The 19,998-nt window shown below is 40.3% G+C and carries 11 protein-coding genes; 4 read left to right on the top strand and 7 right to left on the bottom strand.

The window, feature by feature from the left end:
• Positions 1-179 precede the first annotated feature (179 nt).
• On the top strand, positions 180-1,859 hold the full coding sequence (gene nadB, locus ACM0OW_RS01180; RefSeq protein WP_414548210.1) for an L-aspartate oxidase: 1,680 nt from the start codon (positions 180-182) through the stop codon (positions 1,857-1,859).
• Between the two features lie 154 nt (positions 1,860-2,013).
• On the opposite strand, the gene ACM0OW_RS01175 is transcribed toward nadB, so the two are convergent.
• The 4 genes from ACM0OW_RS01175 to btpA form a co-directional block, all read right to left on the bottom strand.
• Positions 2,014-2,217 (bottom strand): hypothetical protein, encoded by a 204-nt coding sequence (locus tag ACM0OW_RS01175; RefSeq protein WP_414548209.1) that lies wholly within the window; start codon positions 2,215-2,217, stop codon positions 2,014-2,016.
• A gap of 664 nt (positions 2,218-2,881) precedes the next feature.
• On the bottom strand, positions 2,882-5,080 hold the full coding sequence (locus ACM0OW_RS01170) for a CHASE2 domain-containing protein (RefSeq protein WP_414548208.1): 2,199 nt from the start codon (positions 5,078-5,080) through the stop codon (positions 2,882-2,884).
• Positions 5,081-5,533: 453 nt separating this feature from the next.
• Positions 5,534-6,532 carry a vitamin K epoxide reductase family protein gene (locus ACM0OW_RS01165; RefSeq protein WP_414548207.1) on the bottom strand — a complete coding sequence of 333 codons (999 nt, stop codon included), beginning with the start codon at positions 6,530-6,532 and terminating at the stop codon, positions 5,534-5,536.
• A gap of 104 nt (positions 6,533-6,636) precedes the next feature.
• Positions 6,637-7,488: a photosystem I biogenesis protein BtpA gene (btpA, locus tag ACM0OW_RS01160; RefSeq protein WP_414548206.1), complete on the bottom strand. Its 852-nt coding sequence runs from the start codon at positions 7,486-7,488 to the stop codon at positions 6,637-6,639.
• Between the two features lie 747 nt (positions 7,489-8,235).
• Here btpA and rimO point away from each other — a divergent pair.
• Together rimO and ACM0OW_RS01150 are read left to right on the top strand one after the other, a co-directional pair.
• Positions 8,236-9,564 carry a 30S ribosomal protein S12 methylthiotransferase RimO gene (rimO, locus tag ACM0OW_RS01155; RefSeq protein ID WP_414548205.1) on the top strand — a complete coding sequence of 443 codons (1,329 nt, stop codon included), beginning with the start codon at positions 8,236-8,238 and terminating at the stop codon, positions 9,562-9,564.
• A gap of 228 nt (positions 9,565-9,792) precedes the next feature.
• Entirely contained in the window at positions 9,793-11,295 is a 1,503-nt protein-coding gene (locus tag ACM0OW_RS01150; protein WP_414548204.1) for a DEAD/DEAH box helicase, read from the top strand.
• A gap of 121 nt (positions 11,296-11,416) precedes the next feature.
• On the opposite strand, the gene ACM0OW_RS01145 is transcribed toward ACM0OW_RS01150, so the two are convergent.
• From ACM0OW_RS01145 to ACM0OW_RS01135, 3 genes are all read right to left on the bottom strand, one after another.
• Positions 11,417-12,364 carry an aldo/keto reductase gene (locus tag ACM0OW_RS01145; protein WP_414548203.1) on the bottom strand — a complete coding sequence of 316 codons (948 nt, stop codon included), beginning with the start codon at positions 12,362-12,364 and terminating at the stop codon, positions 11,417-11,419.
• A gap of 374 nt (positions 12,365-12,738) precedes the next feature.
• Complete coding sequence (locus tag ACM0OW_RS01140) at positions 12,739-14,901, bottom strand: hypothetical protein (protein ID WP_414548202.1); 2,163 nt, start codon at positions 14,899-14,901, stop codon at positions 12,739-12,741.
• Positions 14,898-18,350, bottom strand: a complete 3,453-nt coding sequence (locus ACM0OW_RS01135; protein ID WP_414548201.1) for a hypothetical protein — start codon at positions 18,348-18,350, stop codon at positions 14,898-14,900. Before ACM0OW_RS01135 ends, ACM0OW_RS01140 begins: the two co-directional genes overlap by 4 nt.
• A gap of 165 nt (positions 18,351-18,515) precedes the next feature.
• On the opposite strand from ACM0OW_RS01135, the gene ACM0OW_RS01130 reads away from it, so the two are divergent.
• Positions 18,516-19,985: a BCD family MFS transporter gene (locus ACM0OW_RS01130; protein ID WP_414548200.1), complete on the top strand. Its 1,470-nt coding sequence runs from the start codon at positions 18,516-18,518 to the stop codon at positions 19,983-19,985.
• The last annotated feature ends 13 nt before the right edge of the window (positions 19,986-19,998 follow it).

Here is a 19,998-nt window from a genome sequence, read left to right as displayed (position 1 = left end):
TTTCCTTCATTCCTTTTATCTGTGAGTCTAACCCTGCGGCGAATCGACGAGAAGCCGTGTAAAGCGGTTCTACAGCAGTGCTTGATCAGGGCAACTTCCTCGGCGTTAGCCTCTCCCCTGGGGAGAAGACCGCGCTGCTTCAGCAAAATCCCAAATCTAAAACCCAAAATTGTTTGACTTTGCCTCAAATAGATATTCCTAGCCAATTTGATGTTTTAGTAGTCGGTGCTGGCGCTGCTGGACTGTACACAGCACTGTGTATACCAGAAAACTTGCGAGTCGGCTTGATTACTAAAGAAACTGTGTCTTTATCTGCCAGTGATTGGGCGCAAGGCGGCATTGCGGCCGCCATCGATCCGGAAGATTCGCCTTCGCTGCACGTTGAAGATACATTACACGCCGGTGCAGGTTTGTGCGATCGCCCAGCCGTAGAATTTTTGGCTGAAGAAGCCCCTCGGTGTATTCAATCCCTGGTTAACTTGGGAGTGGCTTTTGACCGTCACGGTAAATCCTTAGCTTTAACTTTAGAAGCCGCCCATTCTCGTCATCGCGTTCTTCATACTGCCGATACTACAGGTAGGGCAGTGACTACTACCCTCACAACCCAAGTATTACGTCGCCAAAACATTCAAGTCATCCAGCAAGCTTTAGCTTTGAATTTGTGGATTGAACCCCAAACTGGAAGATGTCAAGGAATTAGCCTATTTTATCAAGGTAAAATTACCTGGATCAGAGCTAGTGCCGTGATTTTGGCAACTGGTGGCGGTGGACAAGTATTTGCCCAAACCACTAACCCAGCTGTGAGTACAGGCGATGGAGTCGCGATCGCTTGGCGGGCGGGGGCGATCCTCCGGGATTTAGAATTTGTACAGTTTCACCCCACATCCCTAACTAAACCGGGTGCAGACCACTTTCTGATTAGTGAAGCTGTACGAGGTGAAGGCGCACATCTGGTTGATGACACAGGGCGGCGTTTTGCCTTTGACTATCATCCTGCGGGTGAACTAGCACCCAGAGATGTCGTGAGTAGGGCGATTTTCAGCCATCTGCAACACACCGCAGTCGATCTGGCTACTGCCCATGTCTGGTTAGATATGCGCCCTATACCCCCAGAAAAAATTCGTCATCGCTTTCCCAACATTGTGAAGGTTTGTCAATATTGGGGTATTGATGTCTTCCACGAACCCATTCCTGTAGCCCCGGCTGCCCATTATTGGATGGGTGGTATTGTTGCTGATTTAATGAACCGCACAAACATTCCTGGTTTGTATGCAGTGGGAGAAACGGCCAACACTGGAGTGCATGGGGCGAATCGTTTGGCGAGTAACTCTTTGCTGGAATGTATTGTGTTTGGCGCACAAATGGCTAATCTTGATCTAGCAGATATTACACCACCCTCAGCAGTTCCGATGCTGCCATTACGAGAATTTAGCGCCGATGTTAGTGAATGGCAAAGCCAAAAAACCCAGCTAGAAATACTTAGAGAAAAGCTACCCCGTTTGGTTTGGGAAAGTGCGGGGATTTGCCGGCAACAGTCAGGTTTAGAAACAGCGATCGCTACTGTTGAATCTTGGCAACAAGATTTTGCGGCTTTACCTTTGAGTCAATTCTTACTTTCTTTAAATTCCAACGAACCAGTGCATTTCGACATCCCAGATGTAGAAAGGCAATTGCGACTATGGGCAGAAACCCGTAATTTACTAGATGTAGCTGATTTAATTCTCAAAAGTGCAGCTTTTAGAACTGAAAGCCGGGGCGGACATTATCGCCTAGACTATCCTCAACCAAACCCTGATTGGGAAGTCCATACACTGGTACAAAAACGCCAATGGCAGAAATCTTTAATCTTACAAGATTAGAAATTTTCTATGGAATTCTTACTAGTACAGCAGGGTGTAAATAAGGACTATTTCAACACTCAGCACTCAGCACGGGCTAAACGCCCCGCTACCGCTTTAAGCGCAGCCATGTCCGCAGGGCTTTACCGCACTCAGGACTCAGCCCTTTCCCATATCACCTTGTACCACTACCATTCTGACTATCAGGCCCGCCATAATTTGGTGGAATATATATCTCTTGAAAATCCTCATAAGTTGTTAAACTCATACTGTCAGAGGAATTTAACTCATTAATCGTCATAGCATTAACGCTGACTGTGATATCAATTATTTTAGGAACTAACAAATAAACACTGATAAAAAATATCACAGCTTTCATAATTCTCAATTTCCTTCCCATAAGTTTTGGTGAATTCCATGAATTTTGATTTTCATAACTTATGTAAAAAAGCTCTTGGTTGACGAAGGTGATCACAGAAGCCTCACTTCAACAAGCGCAGTATTACCACTTAGACAGTAAATGGATCTATTCTCTGTCCTCTGTAATATCCTGTTCCATAGCCGCAGTAGCGGCTACGTTTTTTCCTTACTTGTGCGTAAGGATTAATTTTGTTTATGGATGTTCTTTATCTACAGCAGTTGTAGTTATTTGTCTAAAAAATTAAATCTTAAATAAATACATAACTACTGTGACAAATGCTTAGTAGCTGGCAAATTATTCTTGATACTTTAGTGATATGCTTATTAAGCATTTTTAACATCTGCCTAAAGTTAGAAATCTTTACTAAAACTTTATTTTATGACAGTGTAAATACGTAATGAAGAGGCTGTTTTAAAAGTTTTGGGCGAATATAAGGGACTTCTAAGGAATAAAATCCTTAAGTTGTAAGGGCGCAAGGCCTTGCGCCCCTAGCGTGTCGTCTACTTACCTAAAAATATCCATAACGCCAAATACAAATAAACTTTAGATGAAATTCCTACTGCAACCGTAATTTTACTTAAAACCTGTTAATAGAATTTCTTTTATTTTTATTTATAACTTTTTAAGCAAATTCATAACGATTTTTACCGAGGCGCTTGGCACTGTACATAGCAGCATCTGCTTGTTTCATCAGTGTTTCAGCATCTTGCCCATCATTTGGATATATGCTAATACCAATACTGGCGGAGACTATAATATTACATTCTTCCAAAACAATGGGATGGGCGATTCTGGCTAAAATCTTTTCAGCGATATTAGCTGCTACTTGCACGTCAGGAATTGTTCGTAAAATGATTGTAAATTCATCACCACCTAATCGGCACACAGTATCGCTACCGCGTAAAGTATTACTGAGTCTTTGAGCGATGGATACTAGCAGGCGATCGCCTATTTCATGTCCTAAAGTATCATTGATTTGCTTAAAGCCATCTAAGTCAATAAACAGCAATCCCAGGAATAAATTATGATTTTGCGCCCAAATTAACGATTTGTGCAGCTGTTCTGCAAAATATTTCCGATTAGTTAAGCCTGTTAAAGGATCATGATCAGCCAGATAACGTAAGTGGTCTTCTTGCAGCTTTAATTCATGATTGGAACGGTATAACTCAGCAGCAGTGCGCTTAAGTTGTTCTTCCATTAACTTACGCTGTGTAATATCTCGGATAACTCCTACCAAAAAGAAATTCCCAGCTGCATCTTTGTGGAGCGATCGCTTAGTAGCAATGAAATGAGTATTACCTGTAGCATCCGTCAATTCTTCTTCATTTTCCTGGGGTTTCTGAGTTTTGAAAACCAGTTGAGCTTGTTGTCGAAACACATCAGCTTCATGTTGCGGAAACAGATCATAGTCTGACTTTTCAAGTAATACAGTATTGGGATAACCGATTAATTGACAATAGGCATCATTCAAAACAATCCCCTGATATTGTTCATTTTTGACAAAAATCGGGTCAGCGATCGTATTGATCACTTGCTGCAAAAATTCTTTAGAACGTTTCAACTCATCTTGTTTATAAGCCAGATGAGAAGTAATCCAAATAGCTGAAATGCTAAAAGCTAATAACGCTGGTATGATTGGTATCCACCAACCGGATAAAAACGCCCAGTAAGTAAATAGAATCAGCACCAAGCAAGATAGTAAGGTACTGAGGATGCTTTGAATGGGGTATCGTATTCGCCATGTGATCACAGATCCCACATAAGACCAAGTAAAAATCCATAAGCATTCCCATGACGAAGACCAGATTTTGAGTAATGGTCGCCCTTCTAGAGCTGCTGAGATTAACTCACTAATAAAATAAGCTTGTAGTTGGATACCAGGAATAGGCTTTGCTGTACCTATAAAACGCAGAGAATGAGGAATAAACACAAAATCCTGGATACTAGGAGCAGTAGAACCAATGAGTACAATGCGATCGCTAATTAAGCTTTGAGGAACTTTATTTTCCAACACATCCCTCATACTCACCTGACGATAACCACAAGATTCTACAGATGAACTGTGACAAGCTGGTTTAGGAAAGTTAGACACAATTTGGTAGCCTTTAGCATCAGCTCTGACATAAGCAGCATCATTGCTCTTAAAACGAGTAAATACCGCCTTCCCCAACTGTAAATACTCAGAATTATGAGCTGCTCTTTGGGGAGTAATGCCTTCCGCTTTTAAATACAATAAAGCCAGCTTCAAAGCAAAACTTTCGTGTGGCTGTTGACCAACGTGCCAATATAACAAGCTGCGACGTACTTTGCCATCAGAATCATATAATACGTTATTAAAACCCACTTGCTCATGATTCAGTTCTTGTGGGGGTGAAACAATACCATTTTGATTATTTGTCAGCAGTTTATTGCCAATCAAGTTAGGCATTGACTGATAAGCTGCAACCAGTTTGTCGTTACCAGACTTGACTGGCAAATTCCGGTAGATATCTAAACCAATAGCACGGGGTTTATAGACTTGTAACTTGTGTAATAAATCAGCAATCACACCATCTGGAATTGGCCAGGAACCTATGTGGTTTAAAGAAGCCTCATCAATGGCGACAATAGTGATTCGAGTATCAGGTGGTTCATTTGGACGTAAGTAAAACAATTGATCCAAGGCTGCTAACTCTAAGGATTGCAACAATCCCACAGAACGCAAAATCAAAATACAAGCCGCAACAGCAAAGGCTGTAATCAATTCTTTATGTCCTCGACCAAGGGTTTGTTTGACTTTAACAATTAACTTGACAAGACATTTATTTAGATGCTTAATCATGCCCATTACCTAGCAGAGAAAATATTTTCATAGCTATCAATTAGCTAGCAAATATAGTCTTGATATAAAATTGATTTAGTTTCTAAGAATTTTTCCCCTTGAGTTATGTTCCTTACAAGTTAAATATAAATATAGCTGTTTTTATTTAAATAAACTTATTTATCGTAAGTATAGCTACGTAAAAAAAACATGATTATCTAATTAATATTTTCTTCCTTTAGGCATATTGCACTCAATTACAAACCGCTATATTATCTATTGCTTATTCAACTTCACAAACCTTTTTTTAGGATTTATAGTAACTGGTTTTAAACTCAGAACTCTCCCCACTCAGCACTCAGCACTTAAAATATAGCCACAAAAAAGTCAACTGGGACAGACTTTAGCTGCACGTCAACCAGTTGACTATATTTAATCCGAGTTTTGATGACAAAAAAGACTTATTGCCGGCAATTATCGGAAATACTTGAAGTTCCTGGGGCCTGTATAACCAGAAATTTTTGCCAGTTGTTCGAGGTTTTGAACTCCACTATAGATTTGACCATTAATAATCCAACTAGGGAAGCCCTCGATTTTCGCTGCTTGACAAACTTCTGGTTGACCTTTAGGGCTATCAGCAGCACATTCTACTGGAATCTGATTTTCTTCAAGAATTTGGTAAGCTTCTTTGCCAAATAGTTGTTTTTGTTCGTGACAATGAGGACACCAATAGGCAACATATTCCTTAGCATCTGTGGTCGCCAGATGGCGTGCTAGTTCAATTTCTGCTTCACCAGAGGTAGTGGTGATTTCCCAACCAAAAGCTGGATTAGGTTGTTCTTTGGGTATAAAGGTGATTTTTTGAGCTTGTCCAGGAGTTGAGTCTGATGTTACACCTGATGTATTCACGCCAGCATAAACACCTAAAGTCCCAATCAAAGTTACCATCCCCACAATAATGGCAGTAAAGAAGATTTGCCCTATGTCCTCCCAAGAACGACCGATAATCGTCAAGACTAAAAGACTTAACGAGAACAAAGCGGAAGCAATACAGTAATAACAAACGGCTTGGATTTGGAACGCCAAAACATACATTAAATAGCCACTGAAAACCGACATCGCGATCGCTCCTACCAGCAGCAACCACCAAGTTGAGTTTTCCAGTTTTTTCTGGCTATTTTTATCATCTGGTTTCCATGCTAAGGGAGTAAGAGCTAAAATCACCATACTCACATAAGCCAACAACCCAAATAAAGCTAACGGCTGACCACCAAAGATTGGTATGGTTGCCCAAGGGCTGGAAAGGACATCATTACAGCCTTTGGTTCCTGCTTCGGCTACACAAGCGGCAGTGCCTCCTGTGAGCTTTTCGATGGCGATATAACCTGTAGTTAAGGCACCAAGTCCAGCGATCGCGGCAATCAATGGACGCGACCATTTGTGAATCCAAGGAGTAGAACGGCGGCGAATCATAAACTGCTATTGGTCATTAGTTATTGGTCATTAGTCATTAATCATTGGGAACTCACAATCTTTCCCCCCTGCTCCCTGCTCCCTGCTCCCCTGCCTCTTGCTCCCTAAGAATGTATTTTCATGGGTGGAGAAATAGATTGAATCTCACCGGGAGAATTCCAAAGACTATGGGCGGCTTCTACAAATTGACTGACGCGAATTGGGTCAATTGGTTGCTCAATTCGACCGTGGCGCTTGAGAGAACTGGAAACAATTACACCATTTGCTGCCTGCATAAGTGTAGCAATATTTTCCCAATTGGCTCCACTGCCAATGAAAACTGGAGTTCCATTTGCCGCACCACAAGCTAGTTCCAGGTCTTCTTGATTAGGAGGGCTACCGGTAGCCCAGCCAGACAAAATGACGGCATCTGCCAAACCTCTTTCAATGGTGTCTTTTACGGCAACTGTGAGATTGGGGGAACCCAATGGCCGGGCGTGCTTCACCAACACATCAGCTAGAATTTTGACATCGCAGCCCAATTCTCGCCGATAACGGAGTAATTGATGAGCTTCTCCTTCAATTAATCCTTGGTCAGTTGCCATTACCCCTGTCAATACATTGACGCGAATGAATTCGGCGCGCACACAGCTAGCGATCGCCATTGCACTTTTGCCATCATTCCGTAAAACATTTAAGCCTATGGGTAGTGCCACCAAATTTTGGATGCGTTGCACGACCACAGTCATGGCACTCACAACTGCTGGATCAACTTGGTTTTTGGCAAAGGGCGCGTCAAAAAAGTTTTCCACAATAATGCCGTCTACCCCACCACTGGCTAAGGCTGCGGCTTCTTGTTCGGCACGGTGAATTACCGCTTTCAGATTACCTCCCCAACGGGGCGAGGTGGGCAGTGGAAGTAGATGAACCACGCCAATAATCGGTGTTCGAGTTTTAAATAACTGATATAAATCCACGTCTTTAATCCGCTTTGCGGGGTCTAGTGTCCACCAGTCGAGAGTCCAGAATTAGTTTGACTATTGACTATTGAACGCCAGTCACCTCAAGTCAACCGAACCTGCTGATGGCGCTGGCTCCTCTTGACTTTTAACTAATTGCTCAAATGTGTTTTAAGTTTGGTTGTCTTACTACCTCTTCCCTAGGATGGAAATTATCGTAAAACCTCCCCTAAGATATGTTAAGATAAAACTAGGCTAGAAGAGGAGTTTGCCACTCACAAGACGCAAGGCAGCTTTCCCCGGTTTAGGCACTCGTCCGCGCATAGTCGTCGGCAAAGCCTGAACGTTAGGGTAGCATTACTGCTTTATTAGGCGTGGTTTCGTACTCCTGGGTGGAAAAACTACCCAGAGAGCGCGGTTTCCCTGGGGGTAGCGACTTCTCACAACAAGCCCTTTGGGCGGCTTCCCGACGGGTAAATTAACAAAACACACGCTGCGGTAATGAAAAATACCAACAGAAAAATTGTTAAAAAAAATACAAGTGTCAATTGTACTCAAAGACACTCACCTTACCCTGGGAAATAGACTAAATAGTACAAATATCATAACATGGCCGGAAACTAACCATGTCATATACCGACAGGTAGTAGCTGGCAGTGGAAACCTGTTATTCTAGCCTTGACTATGTAAAGGTGTGTATCACAAGGAGCGAAATGATCGCAACTTGCTTATCTGACTACAAAAAACAGAAAATGTTTTCAAAATATGGGTGAAAAGCCAACGATTGCAATTTCGCACCTAGGCTGCGAAAAAAATCGAATTGATACAGAGCATATGCTGGGGCTGCTTGCAGAAGCGGGCTATGGTGTAGATACAAATGAAGAGTTAGCCGATTACGTTATAGTTAATACTTGTAGTTTTATAGAAGCAGCAAGACAAGAATCTGTCAGAACTTTAGTAGAACTGGCAGAAGCCAACAAGAAAGTCGTGATCACTGGCTGTATGGCGCAGCACTTCCAAGAACAATTATTAGAAGAACTGCCCGAAGCAGTGGCACTGGTAGGCACTGGTGATTATCACAAAATTGTTAATGTAATTGAGCGTGTAGAACAAGGTGAGCAGGTCAAAGAGGTTAGTCTAGAACCAACCTACATCGCCGACGAAACTACACCGCGTTATCGCACTACAACCGAAGGCGTTGCCTATCTGCGGGTAGCCGAAGGATGTGATTATCGTTGTGCATTTTGTATTATTCCTTATCTCAGAGGGAACCAGCGATCGCGTACTATTGAATCTATAGTTGCTGAAGCGGAGCAGTTAGCTAGCCAAGGGGTGCAGGAAATTATATTAATTTCCCAAATCACCACCAATTACGGGTTAGATATCTATGGAAAGCCAAAGTTAGCCGAATTACTTCGAGCTTTGGGTAAAGTAGATGTACCGTGGATCAGAATGCATTATGCATATCCCACCGGGTTAACCCCAGATGTCATAGAGGCAATCCAAGAAACCCACAACGTCTTACCATATCTAGATTTGCCCCTTCAACATTCTCATCCAGATATTCTTCGCTCAATGAATCGTCCCTGGCAAGGACGGGTAAATGATGGGATTATTGAACGCATCAAAGCAGCCCTACCAAATGCGGTACTCAGGACAACATTTATAGTTGGTTTCCCCGGAGAAACCGCAGAGCATTTTGAGCATCTACTAGAATTCGTTCAGAAACACGAATTTGACCATGTTGGAGTATTCACTTTTTCACCGGAAGAAGGAACGCCCGCTTATAAGCTAGCCAATCAGTTACCCCAATCCGTGATGGATGAGCGCTGGCATAGATTAATGGCGCTTCAAGAGCCGATTGCGGGTAAAAAAAATCAACAGGAAATCGGCAAAATAGTTGAAGTCCTGATTGAGCAAGAACACCCTGAAACTGGAAAGCTCATAGGTCGCTCAGGTAGGTTTTCCCCAGAAGTCGATGGTCAGATTTATATCGATGGGGAAGCAAAATTAGGAACCATCGTGCCAGTAGCGATCCATAGCGCTGATACTTATGACCTCTACGGTCAAGTTGTTAATAGTTACCACAAGTAGAGGCCGCAGGGTGAGTCCAGCACTGCGTGAACGCAGGGTCTCGGACAAAAGAGAAGTCACGTCAAATCGCTGACCCTCTTTCCACACTATTGCGTGTTTACCACACGCTACGCTAACACTCCCTCTGCCAAAAGAGGGTTTCACACACTTGCTTTAAATCTGGCTACTAAATGCAAATGCCGTCAGATTTAAAAATTCCAAACCAAAAAACAAAATCTAGGAGAATTAATGACACTTTCCTTTCAAGAACTAGGTATTTCACAAAAACGTGTTGAGCAACTAGAAAACATCGGCTTTACCACACCTACAAACATTCAAACTCAAGCCATTCCCCAACTGCTAGCAGGTCGGGATGTCGTGGGTCAATCCCAAACCGGAACAGGCAAAACAGCAGCATTTTCCCTGCCAATCTTAGAACAGCTAGATGTTAATCACAAAGCTGTACAAGCCTTGGTACTAGCCCCAACCCGTGAGTTAGCAATTCAAGTTCACGATGCCATCAACCAATTTGTCGGCGATGAAGGATTGCGGATTCTAGCAATTTATGGCGGTCAATCAATTGAACGCCAAATGATGCAACTCAAACGTGGTGTTCACATGGTTGTGGGTACACCAGGACGAATGATCGACTTACTAGATCGGGGCTGTTTGAAGCTTGATCAAGTCAAGTGGTTTGTTTTGGATGAAGCTGATGAAATGTTGAGCATGGGCTTTATTGATGACGTGATCAAAATCTTGTCTCAAGCCCCCAAAGAGCGCCAAACAGCTTTATTCTCGGCGACAATGCCACCATCGATTCGCATGATTGTGAACAAATTCTTGCGAAATCCAGCTACAGTTACCGTTGAGCAGCCAAAAGCTTCACCCAACAAAATTAATCAAGTAGCTTATCTGATCCCCCGTCATTGGACAAAAGCCAAAGCATTGCAGCCGATTCTGGAAATGGAAGATCCAGAAACAGCTTTAATCTTTGTGCGTACCAGACGGACAGCCGCAGAACTCACCAATCTACTGCAAGGAGCCGGTCACAGTGTGGACGAATACCACGGTGACTTATCCCAACAGGCGCGGGAGCGATTATTGAATCGATTCCGGAATCGTCAAGTGCGTTGGGTGGTAGCCACTGATATTGCGGCACGGGGGTTAGATGTCGATCTACTATCCCATGTAATTAACTTCGACTTACCAGATAGCGCTGAAACCTATGTTCACCGCATTGGTCGTACTGGTCGGGCTGGAAAGGAAGGTACTGCAATTTCCTTGGTACAACCTTTTGAACGTCGCAAACAGCAGGCATTTGAGCGCCATAACCGCCAAAATTGGCAATTGCTGACGATTCCCACACGGGCGCAGATTGAAGCACGACATATCCTGAAATTGCAAGAACAAGTGAAAGAAGCCTTAACTGGCGAACGTTTAGCTTCATTCTTGCCCATAGTCAGCGAACTGATTGAAGAATATGATGCTCATGCGATCGCCGCAGCTGCATTACAAATTGCTTATGATCAAACTCGTCCAGCTTGGTTGCAATCAGGCGTAGATCCCCAAGATGACGCACCTTCCAACAAGCCAAAATTGGCCAAGCGTCGTGGTGGTGAATCTTCTAGCGATAGAAATCGCTCCTGGAACAAATCAGACAGCAACGGAAGTAGTCCCAAGCCCAAGCTACGGACAAATAGCAGTAGTCGCCGCGACACTTCTGTGTCATCTTCAAATGCAGGTAGAGAATAAACCGCTTTTTAAGTGCTGAGACGCGATTTATCGCGTCTGTACAAGAGAGTGCTGAGTAAAAGTTTTGAGTTTTGAATTAAACTTGAAGATAGTTTTTAATTCAAAACTCGCAACTCAAACCTCATTGAAAAGGGCGACTGACTTGTTCTAGTTGCCCAATGTCATCAGTGTCTAATGTCCAGCCCAAAGCGCCTGCATTTTGTTTGACGTGTTGGGCATTTTTTACCCCAGCAATAGGAATCACATTTCCTTGAGATATTAACCAATTGAGGGCTACTTGGGCAGGAGTGCGATCATATTTTTCTCCCAAGCTGTTAAGTAAAGAAATGACTGGGGAAATTTTCTGTAACCCATCTTTACTAAATCGTGGATCTATCTTCCTCGCACCACCGGGGGTTTCAGTCTGATCTTGTGTATATTTACCAGTGAGTAATCCCTGAGCTAAAGGACTATAAGCCAAAATAGTTACGCCCAACTCACGAGCTGTAGCTAAAATCCCATTGGTTTCAATTTGACGCGTTAGCAACGAGTAGCGGACTTGGTTCACAGCTAAAGGTACTCCACGCGCCGCTAATATTTGCTGCGCCTCTCGCATTTGAGTAGCTGAATAATTACTCACGCCGACTGAGCCGATTCTACCCTGCTTCACTTCATCTGCTAGGGTATTCATCAAAGTTTCCTGACTTAAAAAGAAGGTAAATGGCCAATGGACTTGATACAGTTCAACTCGCGCTACTTGTAGGCGTTTGAGACTATCCGTTAAAGCATCCGAGACAGATTGACCTGTAAATCGCCAAGGTAAAGGGCCAAATTTCGTCGCCATTTGCACAGGTTTTTGGGCTTTTTGCATGAATTGCCCTAATAACTCTTCTGACAGTCCAAAACCATAAATTTCCGCAGTATCAAAGAAATTTATCCCAGCCTCTAATGCTGCTGTAAAAGCTGCCTCTAACTGTTCAGGGCCATAGCCATCGCCATAATTCCAAAAGAGTTTATCACCCCAAGCCCAAGTTCCAATACAAAGGGGTGTAACACTGGGGCCATTTTGTCCTAATGTGATATTTTCCACGTGGCAATATATATTTTATTTACATTTCTTTACCTTTATAGTTTATCGCTACTAACAAAATTGACAAATGTGTTGATTTTCTGAACTAGCTAACCTCTGCAAATTTTAGCCCGTAGTGGCGTGGCAAGCTTAAAATGTTGCATTATGTTTCTTTTGTAGAACAGGCATCTTGCCTGTTTTGGGCGGGCTATAAACCCACCCTACAATATTTATGCTGATGCACTATTTTAGGCTTGTCAGTCCAGTAAGGTGGGTATAGCCCAAGGAGCATGGCTGCGCTAAAGCGATAGCGTAACCCACCTTAAATTGTTGACGGTGCGTTGCGCTGCGCGACAACACACCCTACAGCACTTGATTCATATTGATTCATAGAGTCATTTAGCAACTCCAAAATTCTGATATTCCCTAATATACTTAAAGGGAAAAGGGATTACGGTACTTTGTCCCGTGCGGACAAAATCAACATCCATAGTGGGAAGGAGTTGTGTGAATATCAGTTTCGAGTCATCTACCGCAACGATTTTACGGAGATGACAGGCATCTTTGAAAGAAAATTGTACTTTTTCTCTTCGGTCTCCAACAAAGTAATAAGCTTCTTTTTCCGTTTCCCCGAAATATTTTATGTTGAGAGAAGCATCGAATAAATCATCTTTACTCTGGTTATCCTGGGGCAACTTCAATCTAATTTGATGTTTTTCTAGAAGGTAATCTCTAAAATTAGTAGCCTCACGCGTTGTACTTACATCAATGTACTTGTCTCCCACTTTTCTTTTTGTTCCCAGGTATTGTGCGATTAAAGATTTGAAATCTGCTTTTGATATAGGTTCCCTACCAACTTTTCTCAGTTCCGATGAGAATGATTTAAATTTTTCAATATCAAGCTTAGATTCTTCTTGCAAAAAGTCTTCAACTATATCAGCCAAAGCGTTTCCACTTCGCTGGTTTTCGGGAAGTTCTGTTTCAACTTCTTTGAGAATAGTTTCAATTTTAGAAAGGTCAGGAATGGTGATTTCATTGGTGCGAAATATCTGATTTATATCCCCTGTATCACAAATAACAAGACCTTCTAAGTTCCTAAGTTTAGCTCCAGAGCTACTATCTGTCATGGAATTTTGATATGTTTTAAACTTCTGCCAGTTAAATATGTCTTGACCTTTTATTTGATGAAATTCAAAATCACCATTGGGTTGAATCTCCATAAAAATAACGTGATTTTCATCTTCATCATTTTCATCTTCATCCCAAGCAGCAAAAGTCCAAACTCCACTTAATTGCAGTTTATCCCACTCAAACAGGTTCAATTTTCGAGTGCTAATATCACGTTTGATAAGCTGTTCCTTGATAATTGTTTTAACAATAGCGTCAGAGATATTTCTGCTTGATTCAATTGTGAGGTGCTGTCTCTGAAATTTATCTGTTGAAGGGAGATATTCGTCCTTCTGCTCCTTTTGTTCATAAAAGTCGGCATCATGTATAATTCTAAAATTTAGAGCGCCTTGTTTATCACCTTTACCATCAGTAATTAGCTTTTCATTAGTGATATAAGGACGCAGCGATTCTTTCAGCTTAATTACTAAATCAGCAGAGTCTTCATCATTAACTGTATCAACTATATTTATTGGTTGTCCATCAAGTTTTGAATGAAGTTCTTTTGGTTTTTTAAGTAAAGTCTTCTTTAGTTCAATGCTGTGGTCGATTTCAAGGGGAGAGAAATCAACTCTCATGTATTCAGATAGATGGTCTTGGATATTTTGAAAAACTTGCTGTAAAATCCCGGCTCGGCTGTTCTCAAAGTCTTTTATAGTTTTAAACTCAAGGAAATTAGTATGCAGTTTTGTTCCTGCTTTACCTCGTTTTATGTAAGTCTTTGTAGCATCTGGGTCTTTACCGTCAGAAGGAAGCCACCTTCTCAAAGATGCTGTGCCACTATGGAACACATATTCGGGTCTTTTCGGAATTTTTTTTGATTTCGTACCTCTATCTTCTTTTAATATGGAAACTTTTTTGCGGTAAGAGACTACACTAATATTCAATAAGAATTCGTTTTTTTTACTATCAGCAGGACTAAGAGCTATTTCAGCAACAGGAATTACATCATTAAGCTTATTTGTCAAAGATGGAACTTTAAGTAATGCTCCAGTAAGATTTGAGAAATGTCGTTGCTTAAATCTTGAGCGTGATGAACCCAAAGAATTCATTAATAAGCGAGCTAGTGTTACTCCACAGATGCATTCATCATTACCTTTATAAACAGCCTCTGGCGTGACCTCAATTGCAGCTACATCGCCAAATTTAGGATCTGTTCTGAGTTTTTGAAGTAATTGATTAGTATTATTTGACTTTTTTTCAAACATAGCATAAGCATATTGAGCATAGCCAACAGACATAGCTTTATAGTCATCACCAATAATACGGTCTAGTTCTTCTGCTCCCCACCAGTTGCCATTTTTTTCTCGTTTTAATCGAATAAAAACAAAGTCTCTCTCAATAGCATCAATATGAAAATCTATTTTTAATCTGTTGGTGAAAATGCTCATGTTAAAAAATTCTTCCGAATATATTCAATTGCTGAACCGTCAATTCTACCATTTTTACATAGATAAGGAACTTCGACAATTTTGCCACGAAATGACGTAGTTGGACGAAATGCTGTGTCTGAAGTACCAAGAATATTGATGATCAAAACCTTTTCGGCTTTAACTATCTCCATTTTTTCACGAATTTTTTCAATTAATTCTTCAGATGATACTGCAATCTGATCATTCCATAACTTGAAGTCTACATAAATGTTCTGATCTGTTTTGAAGTCAAACATTTCAAATTCATCTACGCTAAGTTCTAGCAAATTAATATTTAACAGACTTTGCAAAATATGTTTACCGCATACCTCGCCTAATGCTCCTTTATAAATATTATTGAACATCGGAGGTGTCAGCATGAGTTCAGATTCAGGGAAGCTAGTTGTCCAGCCAGAATTAATGAATAGTTTACGTAAAATATCAATTTTCATCAATTCTGCAAGACGGGCTGTTTTTTCACTTACTTGTTTCACTGATTCTTTTCCGCATTCTTCAAAGAAGAAAACTTGAATCTCTCCATAATCATTTTTCTCTGAATATAGATATGAAGATGCTGGTTTGGGTAATTTAAGGTAAATAATATTCCAGTTATCATTGCATTCTGACTCTTGAGCAATAGCGGGTTGACGGAGAACTTGCTCTCTTAAATCCTGCCATTCCTTAACACTTATAGCTGTCCACGGTAGATTTAGTTTGCGGCGTATGTAAGCAGAAGTCTGATTACTTCTGTGAGATGCACGGTGTTGCGCTTCTATCAAATCTTCTGATTGATTGGTCGATTCACCAACTAATTCCAGCAGAGCAGTATATTCACGAACAGGAATTATGTCTTTAGGTAGATAGAATCGGTTGAGATGTTTTTTGATTGAAGCATCAGCAAGAATATGAATTTTTGGAGCTTTCATATTAGTCCGACATATCCGACCTAGTGCTTGAATAATTATTTTATTCAAGAAGCGTGAATAAGCGTCTGTATTATGTAATTTGGTTGAATCTTCAGCCTTTCTTTTTGGTAGATATTTGCCTATATATCTTTGAAAGCCTGCATCCAACTTGCTCTTAAATGTGTTTAGTGAAATAGCTCCGTTCTCCCGAAGAAATTCTAATTGAAAAATATATTTTATAAAATCATCATCTTTGAGTTTGTCTCCATAAATATTAACAAGTAGATGGGTGGGTTTATCTAGATAAATCCCATTTATATCCATATCCGAATGCTTGGGAAAACTATTGATATGTAATGGCTCTAGGTCAGAAGGAATGGGAAATTGTAAATTTTGCCCAACTCCAATTGTTTGGTAAGCAGAGATAATAAATCGGCGTTTGTTATCTTTTAGTTCATTCAGCAGTTGTTGTTTTTTTTCCTTAAAATTATCTGAATTAAGCACAAAAATAGTATCTTCCACACTCCCATCAATGATATATTTTCTGCCTTCTAATAAGTATTTTGTATATTCATATAATATATTCAAATCGAAATTTGGATCAGAAGGTTTCGGAAATTTATTAAACAGACAAAGAAAGGCATGACAATCAGGGTTATCTAAAAAATATTTCCATGCAGTTAATGCTCTTACATAACGGCAAAATGAAAATTCAATACTCTTATCATCATCATCACTCATTTGATGGCGAAGTTTGTTCAATAGAGCTTGGGCTGCTTCTTGATCATTTAAAAGCTCTACAAGCTGTTTAATTGCTTCTTCTTGTGAATCTGTACCAATAAATTCAGGTTTTATTTTGATTTGATCATATCCTTGAGTTGCTTCAGAATAGGCATCCTTGAGTTGAATAATATCATCGTCTTTAAGATGTATAAATGAATTTCCTAAACGGGATTTTAGATATTCAAGATCGTAATTTCCAATGTTTGTATAGAGTCCAGCAGTTGCAGAAATACCAACTACCATAGCCTTTGAGCAAACTCCAGCCAAAAATGATTCAGGTGTGCGGCTAAAGTTGAACATATATATTTTCGATAACGTATCATGCTCATCACTATCGACGATATCATGGTAACGAAATCCTGTATCATAAAATCCTTGACGTTGGATTGTTCCTTTGTCCGTTGGATAGTTATATGCAAAGTCATCTTCCAAAATTTTACTAGTCAAAAATTCGACATCTGTATCATCAAGACGAAAATTATTAAGAACCGTCTTAACTGCAAATTCCAGGGTAAATGTTTCCTGAATGCTTTGATCTTCCTCTTTCAGATGACGATAGTTATCCGCTAAATACTTAATTCCTGTCTGAAAGTAGGTTAAAAATCCGGTAATCTTATTCAGCAGTTGGTGAATATCAACACCAGTTTTTTTGTTTTTAGTATCAGAACCCTTAATCCAATTTGTCAGGTTTTGTGCATCTTGTATAATCTCAATACGCTGATGACGATCCATGACATTATGGAATTGATAATCATAAAACAAAAAGTTCCTTTTTTTTGTCGAAAATTCGTAATGAGATTTACAAGTGTGCTGTAATTTATATATATTGAATATGTCGTTAGCTTTTTGTTTGAAAGATTCAATCTTTTGTCGTGGGGATAACCAATTTTTACCTGAAGATTTTTTATTGAGCCATTCGGATTCTTTAATAAGCAATTCAGGACATTCGTTCTGCATCAGATGATTATGAATGTTTAAAAATAAATCAAGAAGATCCACGCGATGTCGTAAGCCTGATTTAATAATATTGTTGAGTACAGCTTCTTTGGTTGTATCAAACTCATCAATAAAAATTAGGGCTTTATCAATAAAGCGTTCACTAAAATAATATGATGGCTCGATAAGAGTGCTATTTTGAGCGACAAACTTATCTACACTAAGAAAAAAAACCGTTTTCTCATCTGTAAATACTGCGGGATATAATTTTCCAATCCATTGATATTTTTGATCATTTTTGGTGGCTGACAGCCGAGCTTTTTTTGTTTTGAAGTCTTTTTTTAATTCTTTTTGAATACTTCGTCGAAATTTTGGTTCAATATCTTGGCTAATTTCTTTTTCAAGAATTTCTTTAACTGTTTTATTAAATTTATTATTTTGAATTATTTCTATATGAGACTTGAGCTTTTTATAGTTTTCTGTCTTAAAGTGAGCAGGAATTTCATGATCAATGGCGAGTAGGTTGTTAATAACAGTCTCAACGTTAGAATCAATAAATAAAACATGATTTTCAAATTCTTTTTTATTTCCGTCAGCAATGAAACGGTTTTTTAGTTCGTTAATTGGTAAGTTTTTCTTGAGGTTGGTAATAAAAATTATTTTTCTGTTTTGCTGGGCAAATTCTTGGTAATTAGAATAGATAAAGTTGAGGACGTTGTAGGTTTTACCAAATCCAGTCGGCATACTCAGGAGCAGCAGTCCAGGATGAGTTTGTCTACAGTATTCGTTTAATATTTGTTCCATATACCTGATAACCTGAGTAATATTTGACATACTTAGATATCAATAATACATTTATATTTACCCAAATTGGTGAATAATTTGGGAATTTGGGAGTTAAGTTTTATTGAACGGTTTATCCTTATTTAAGTAGAGACTAGATTCAGTAAACCAAATAAAAAAGTATCTATGGCAAGTGGTGACGTATTTGATTCTTCAATAAACTCCCAGGTTTTACCCAAAGTCAACCTGCTGACCATGTTTCGCCTCGGCTTATTTCAGATGGGATTAGGCATCATGTCAGTTCTGACTCTGGGAGTGCTGAATCGGATTATGATTAAAGAATTAGCGATTCCAGCGACGTTGGTAGCCGGAACTATAGCTATGCACCAATTAGTTGCGCCTGCAAGGCTATGGTTTGGACAAATGTCGGATGCTAAACCCTTCCTGGGATATCATCGCACTGGTTACGTTTGCCTCGGTGCGGCTGTATTTGTGATTACATCCTTTTTAGCTGTACAAGCAACCTGGCAATTAGGAGCTAGTTTTTATGCTCAGGGTTGGACTTTGCCAACTTATGGCTGGATTGCTCTGTTAGCAGGGATTTTTGCCTTCTATGGATTGGCATTGAGTTCTAGTTCTACTCCCTTTGCAGCTTTGCTAGTCGATGTTTCCGACGAAGACAACCGTTCTCAATTAGTTGGTGTCGTCTGGTCAATGTTAATAGTGGGGATTGTCATCGGTGCAATCATTATTTCGCTGTTATTGCCAGCAGAGACAACTGGACAGGAATTACTAGGAACAACATTAACATCTTTTTACAGTCAACCTGAAAAGTTAGCAGCACTGCAAAACTCGATTAACCTTGTATTTTTAGTCCTGCCTGCCGGGGTTTTTGGGCTATCTTTACTATCTACATATAATGTAGAAAAAAAATATTCTCGCTACCGCTTGCGCTCGACTGCGGTAGAACGGGAAGACAAAATTACTCTGCAAAAAGCTTTCAAGGTACTGACTGCTAGCCGCCAAACAGGTTTATTTTTTAGCTTTTTGTTGGTGATGACCATCAGCTTGTTTATGCAAGAATCTGTGATGGAACCTTATGGTGGTGAAGTTTTTGGAATGTCTGTATCAGAAAGTACTAGACTTAATGCTTATTCTGGAGTGGGGACGCTGATTGGTCTGGTTTCCACAGGATTTTTAGTTGTGCCACGCATAGGTAAACAAAAGACTACCAGATTGGGATGTTTTCTGGTGGCTTTTTCCTTTATATTGGTGATTTCATCGGGATTCACTGCTAATCAGCAACTGCTCAGGAGCGCGTTATTTTGTTTCGGTTTAGCTTCTGGTGTTACTACCACGGGGGCTATCAGCTTGATGCTAGATTTAACCGCAGCAGAGACTGCTGGGACATTTATCGGGGCGTGGGGTTTAGCCCAGGCGATTTCGCGGGGTGTGGCGACGGTGAGTGGCGGCGCAATATTGGATTTGGGCAAAAGGATTTTCCCAGAACTAGTTATGGCTTATAGTTTAGTCTTTGCTATCCAAGCGTTGGGAATGTTGCTGGCTGTTGGGTTCCTCCGCCGAGTCAATGTGAAGGAATTTCAAAGGAATGCTAAACAAGCGATCGCTGCTGTTTTAGAAAATGATTTAGACTAGTTATGTAAATATA

The organism is Anabaena sp. CCY 0017, assembly GCF_963920885.1.
In the GTDB taxonomy this organism is placed as follows: Bacteria; Cyanobacteriota; Cyanobacteriia; order Cyanobacteriales; family Nostocaceae; genus Nodularia.
Note: the sequence above shows the minus strand (reverse complement) of the source record. Positions and strands in the feature narration are given on the sequence as shown.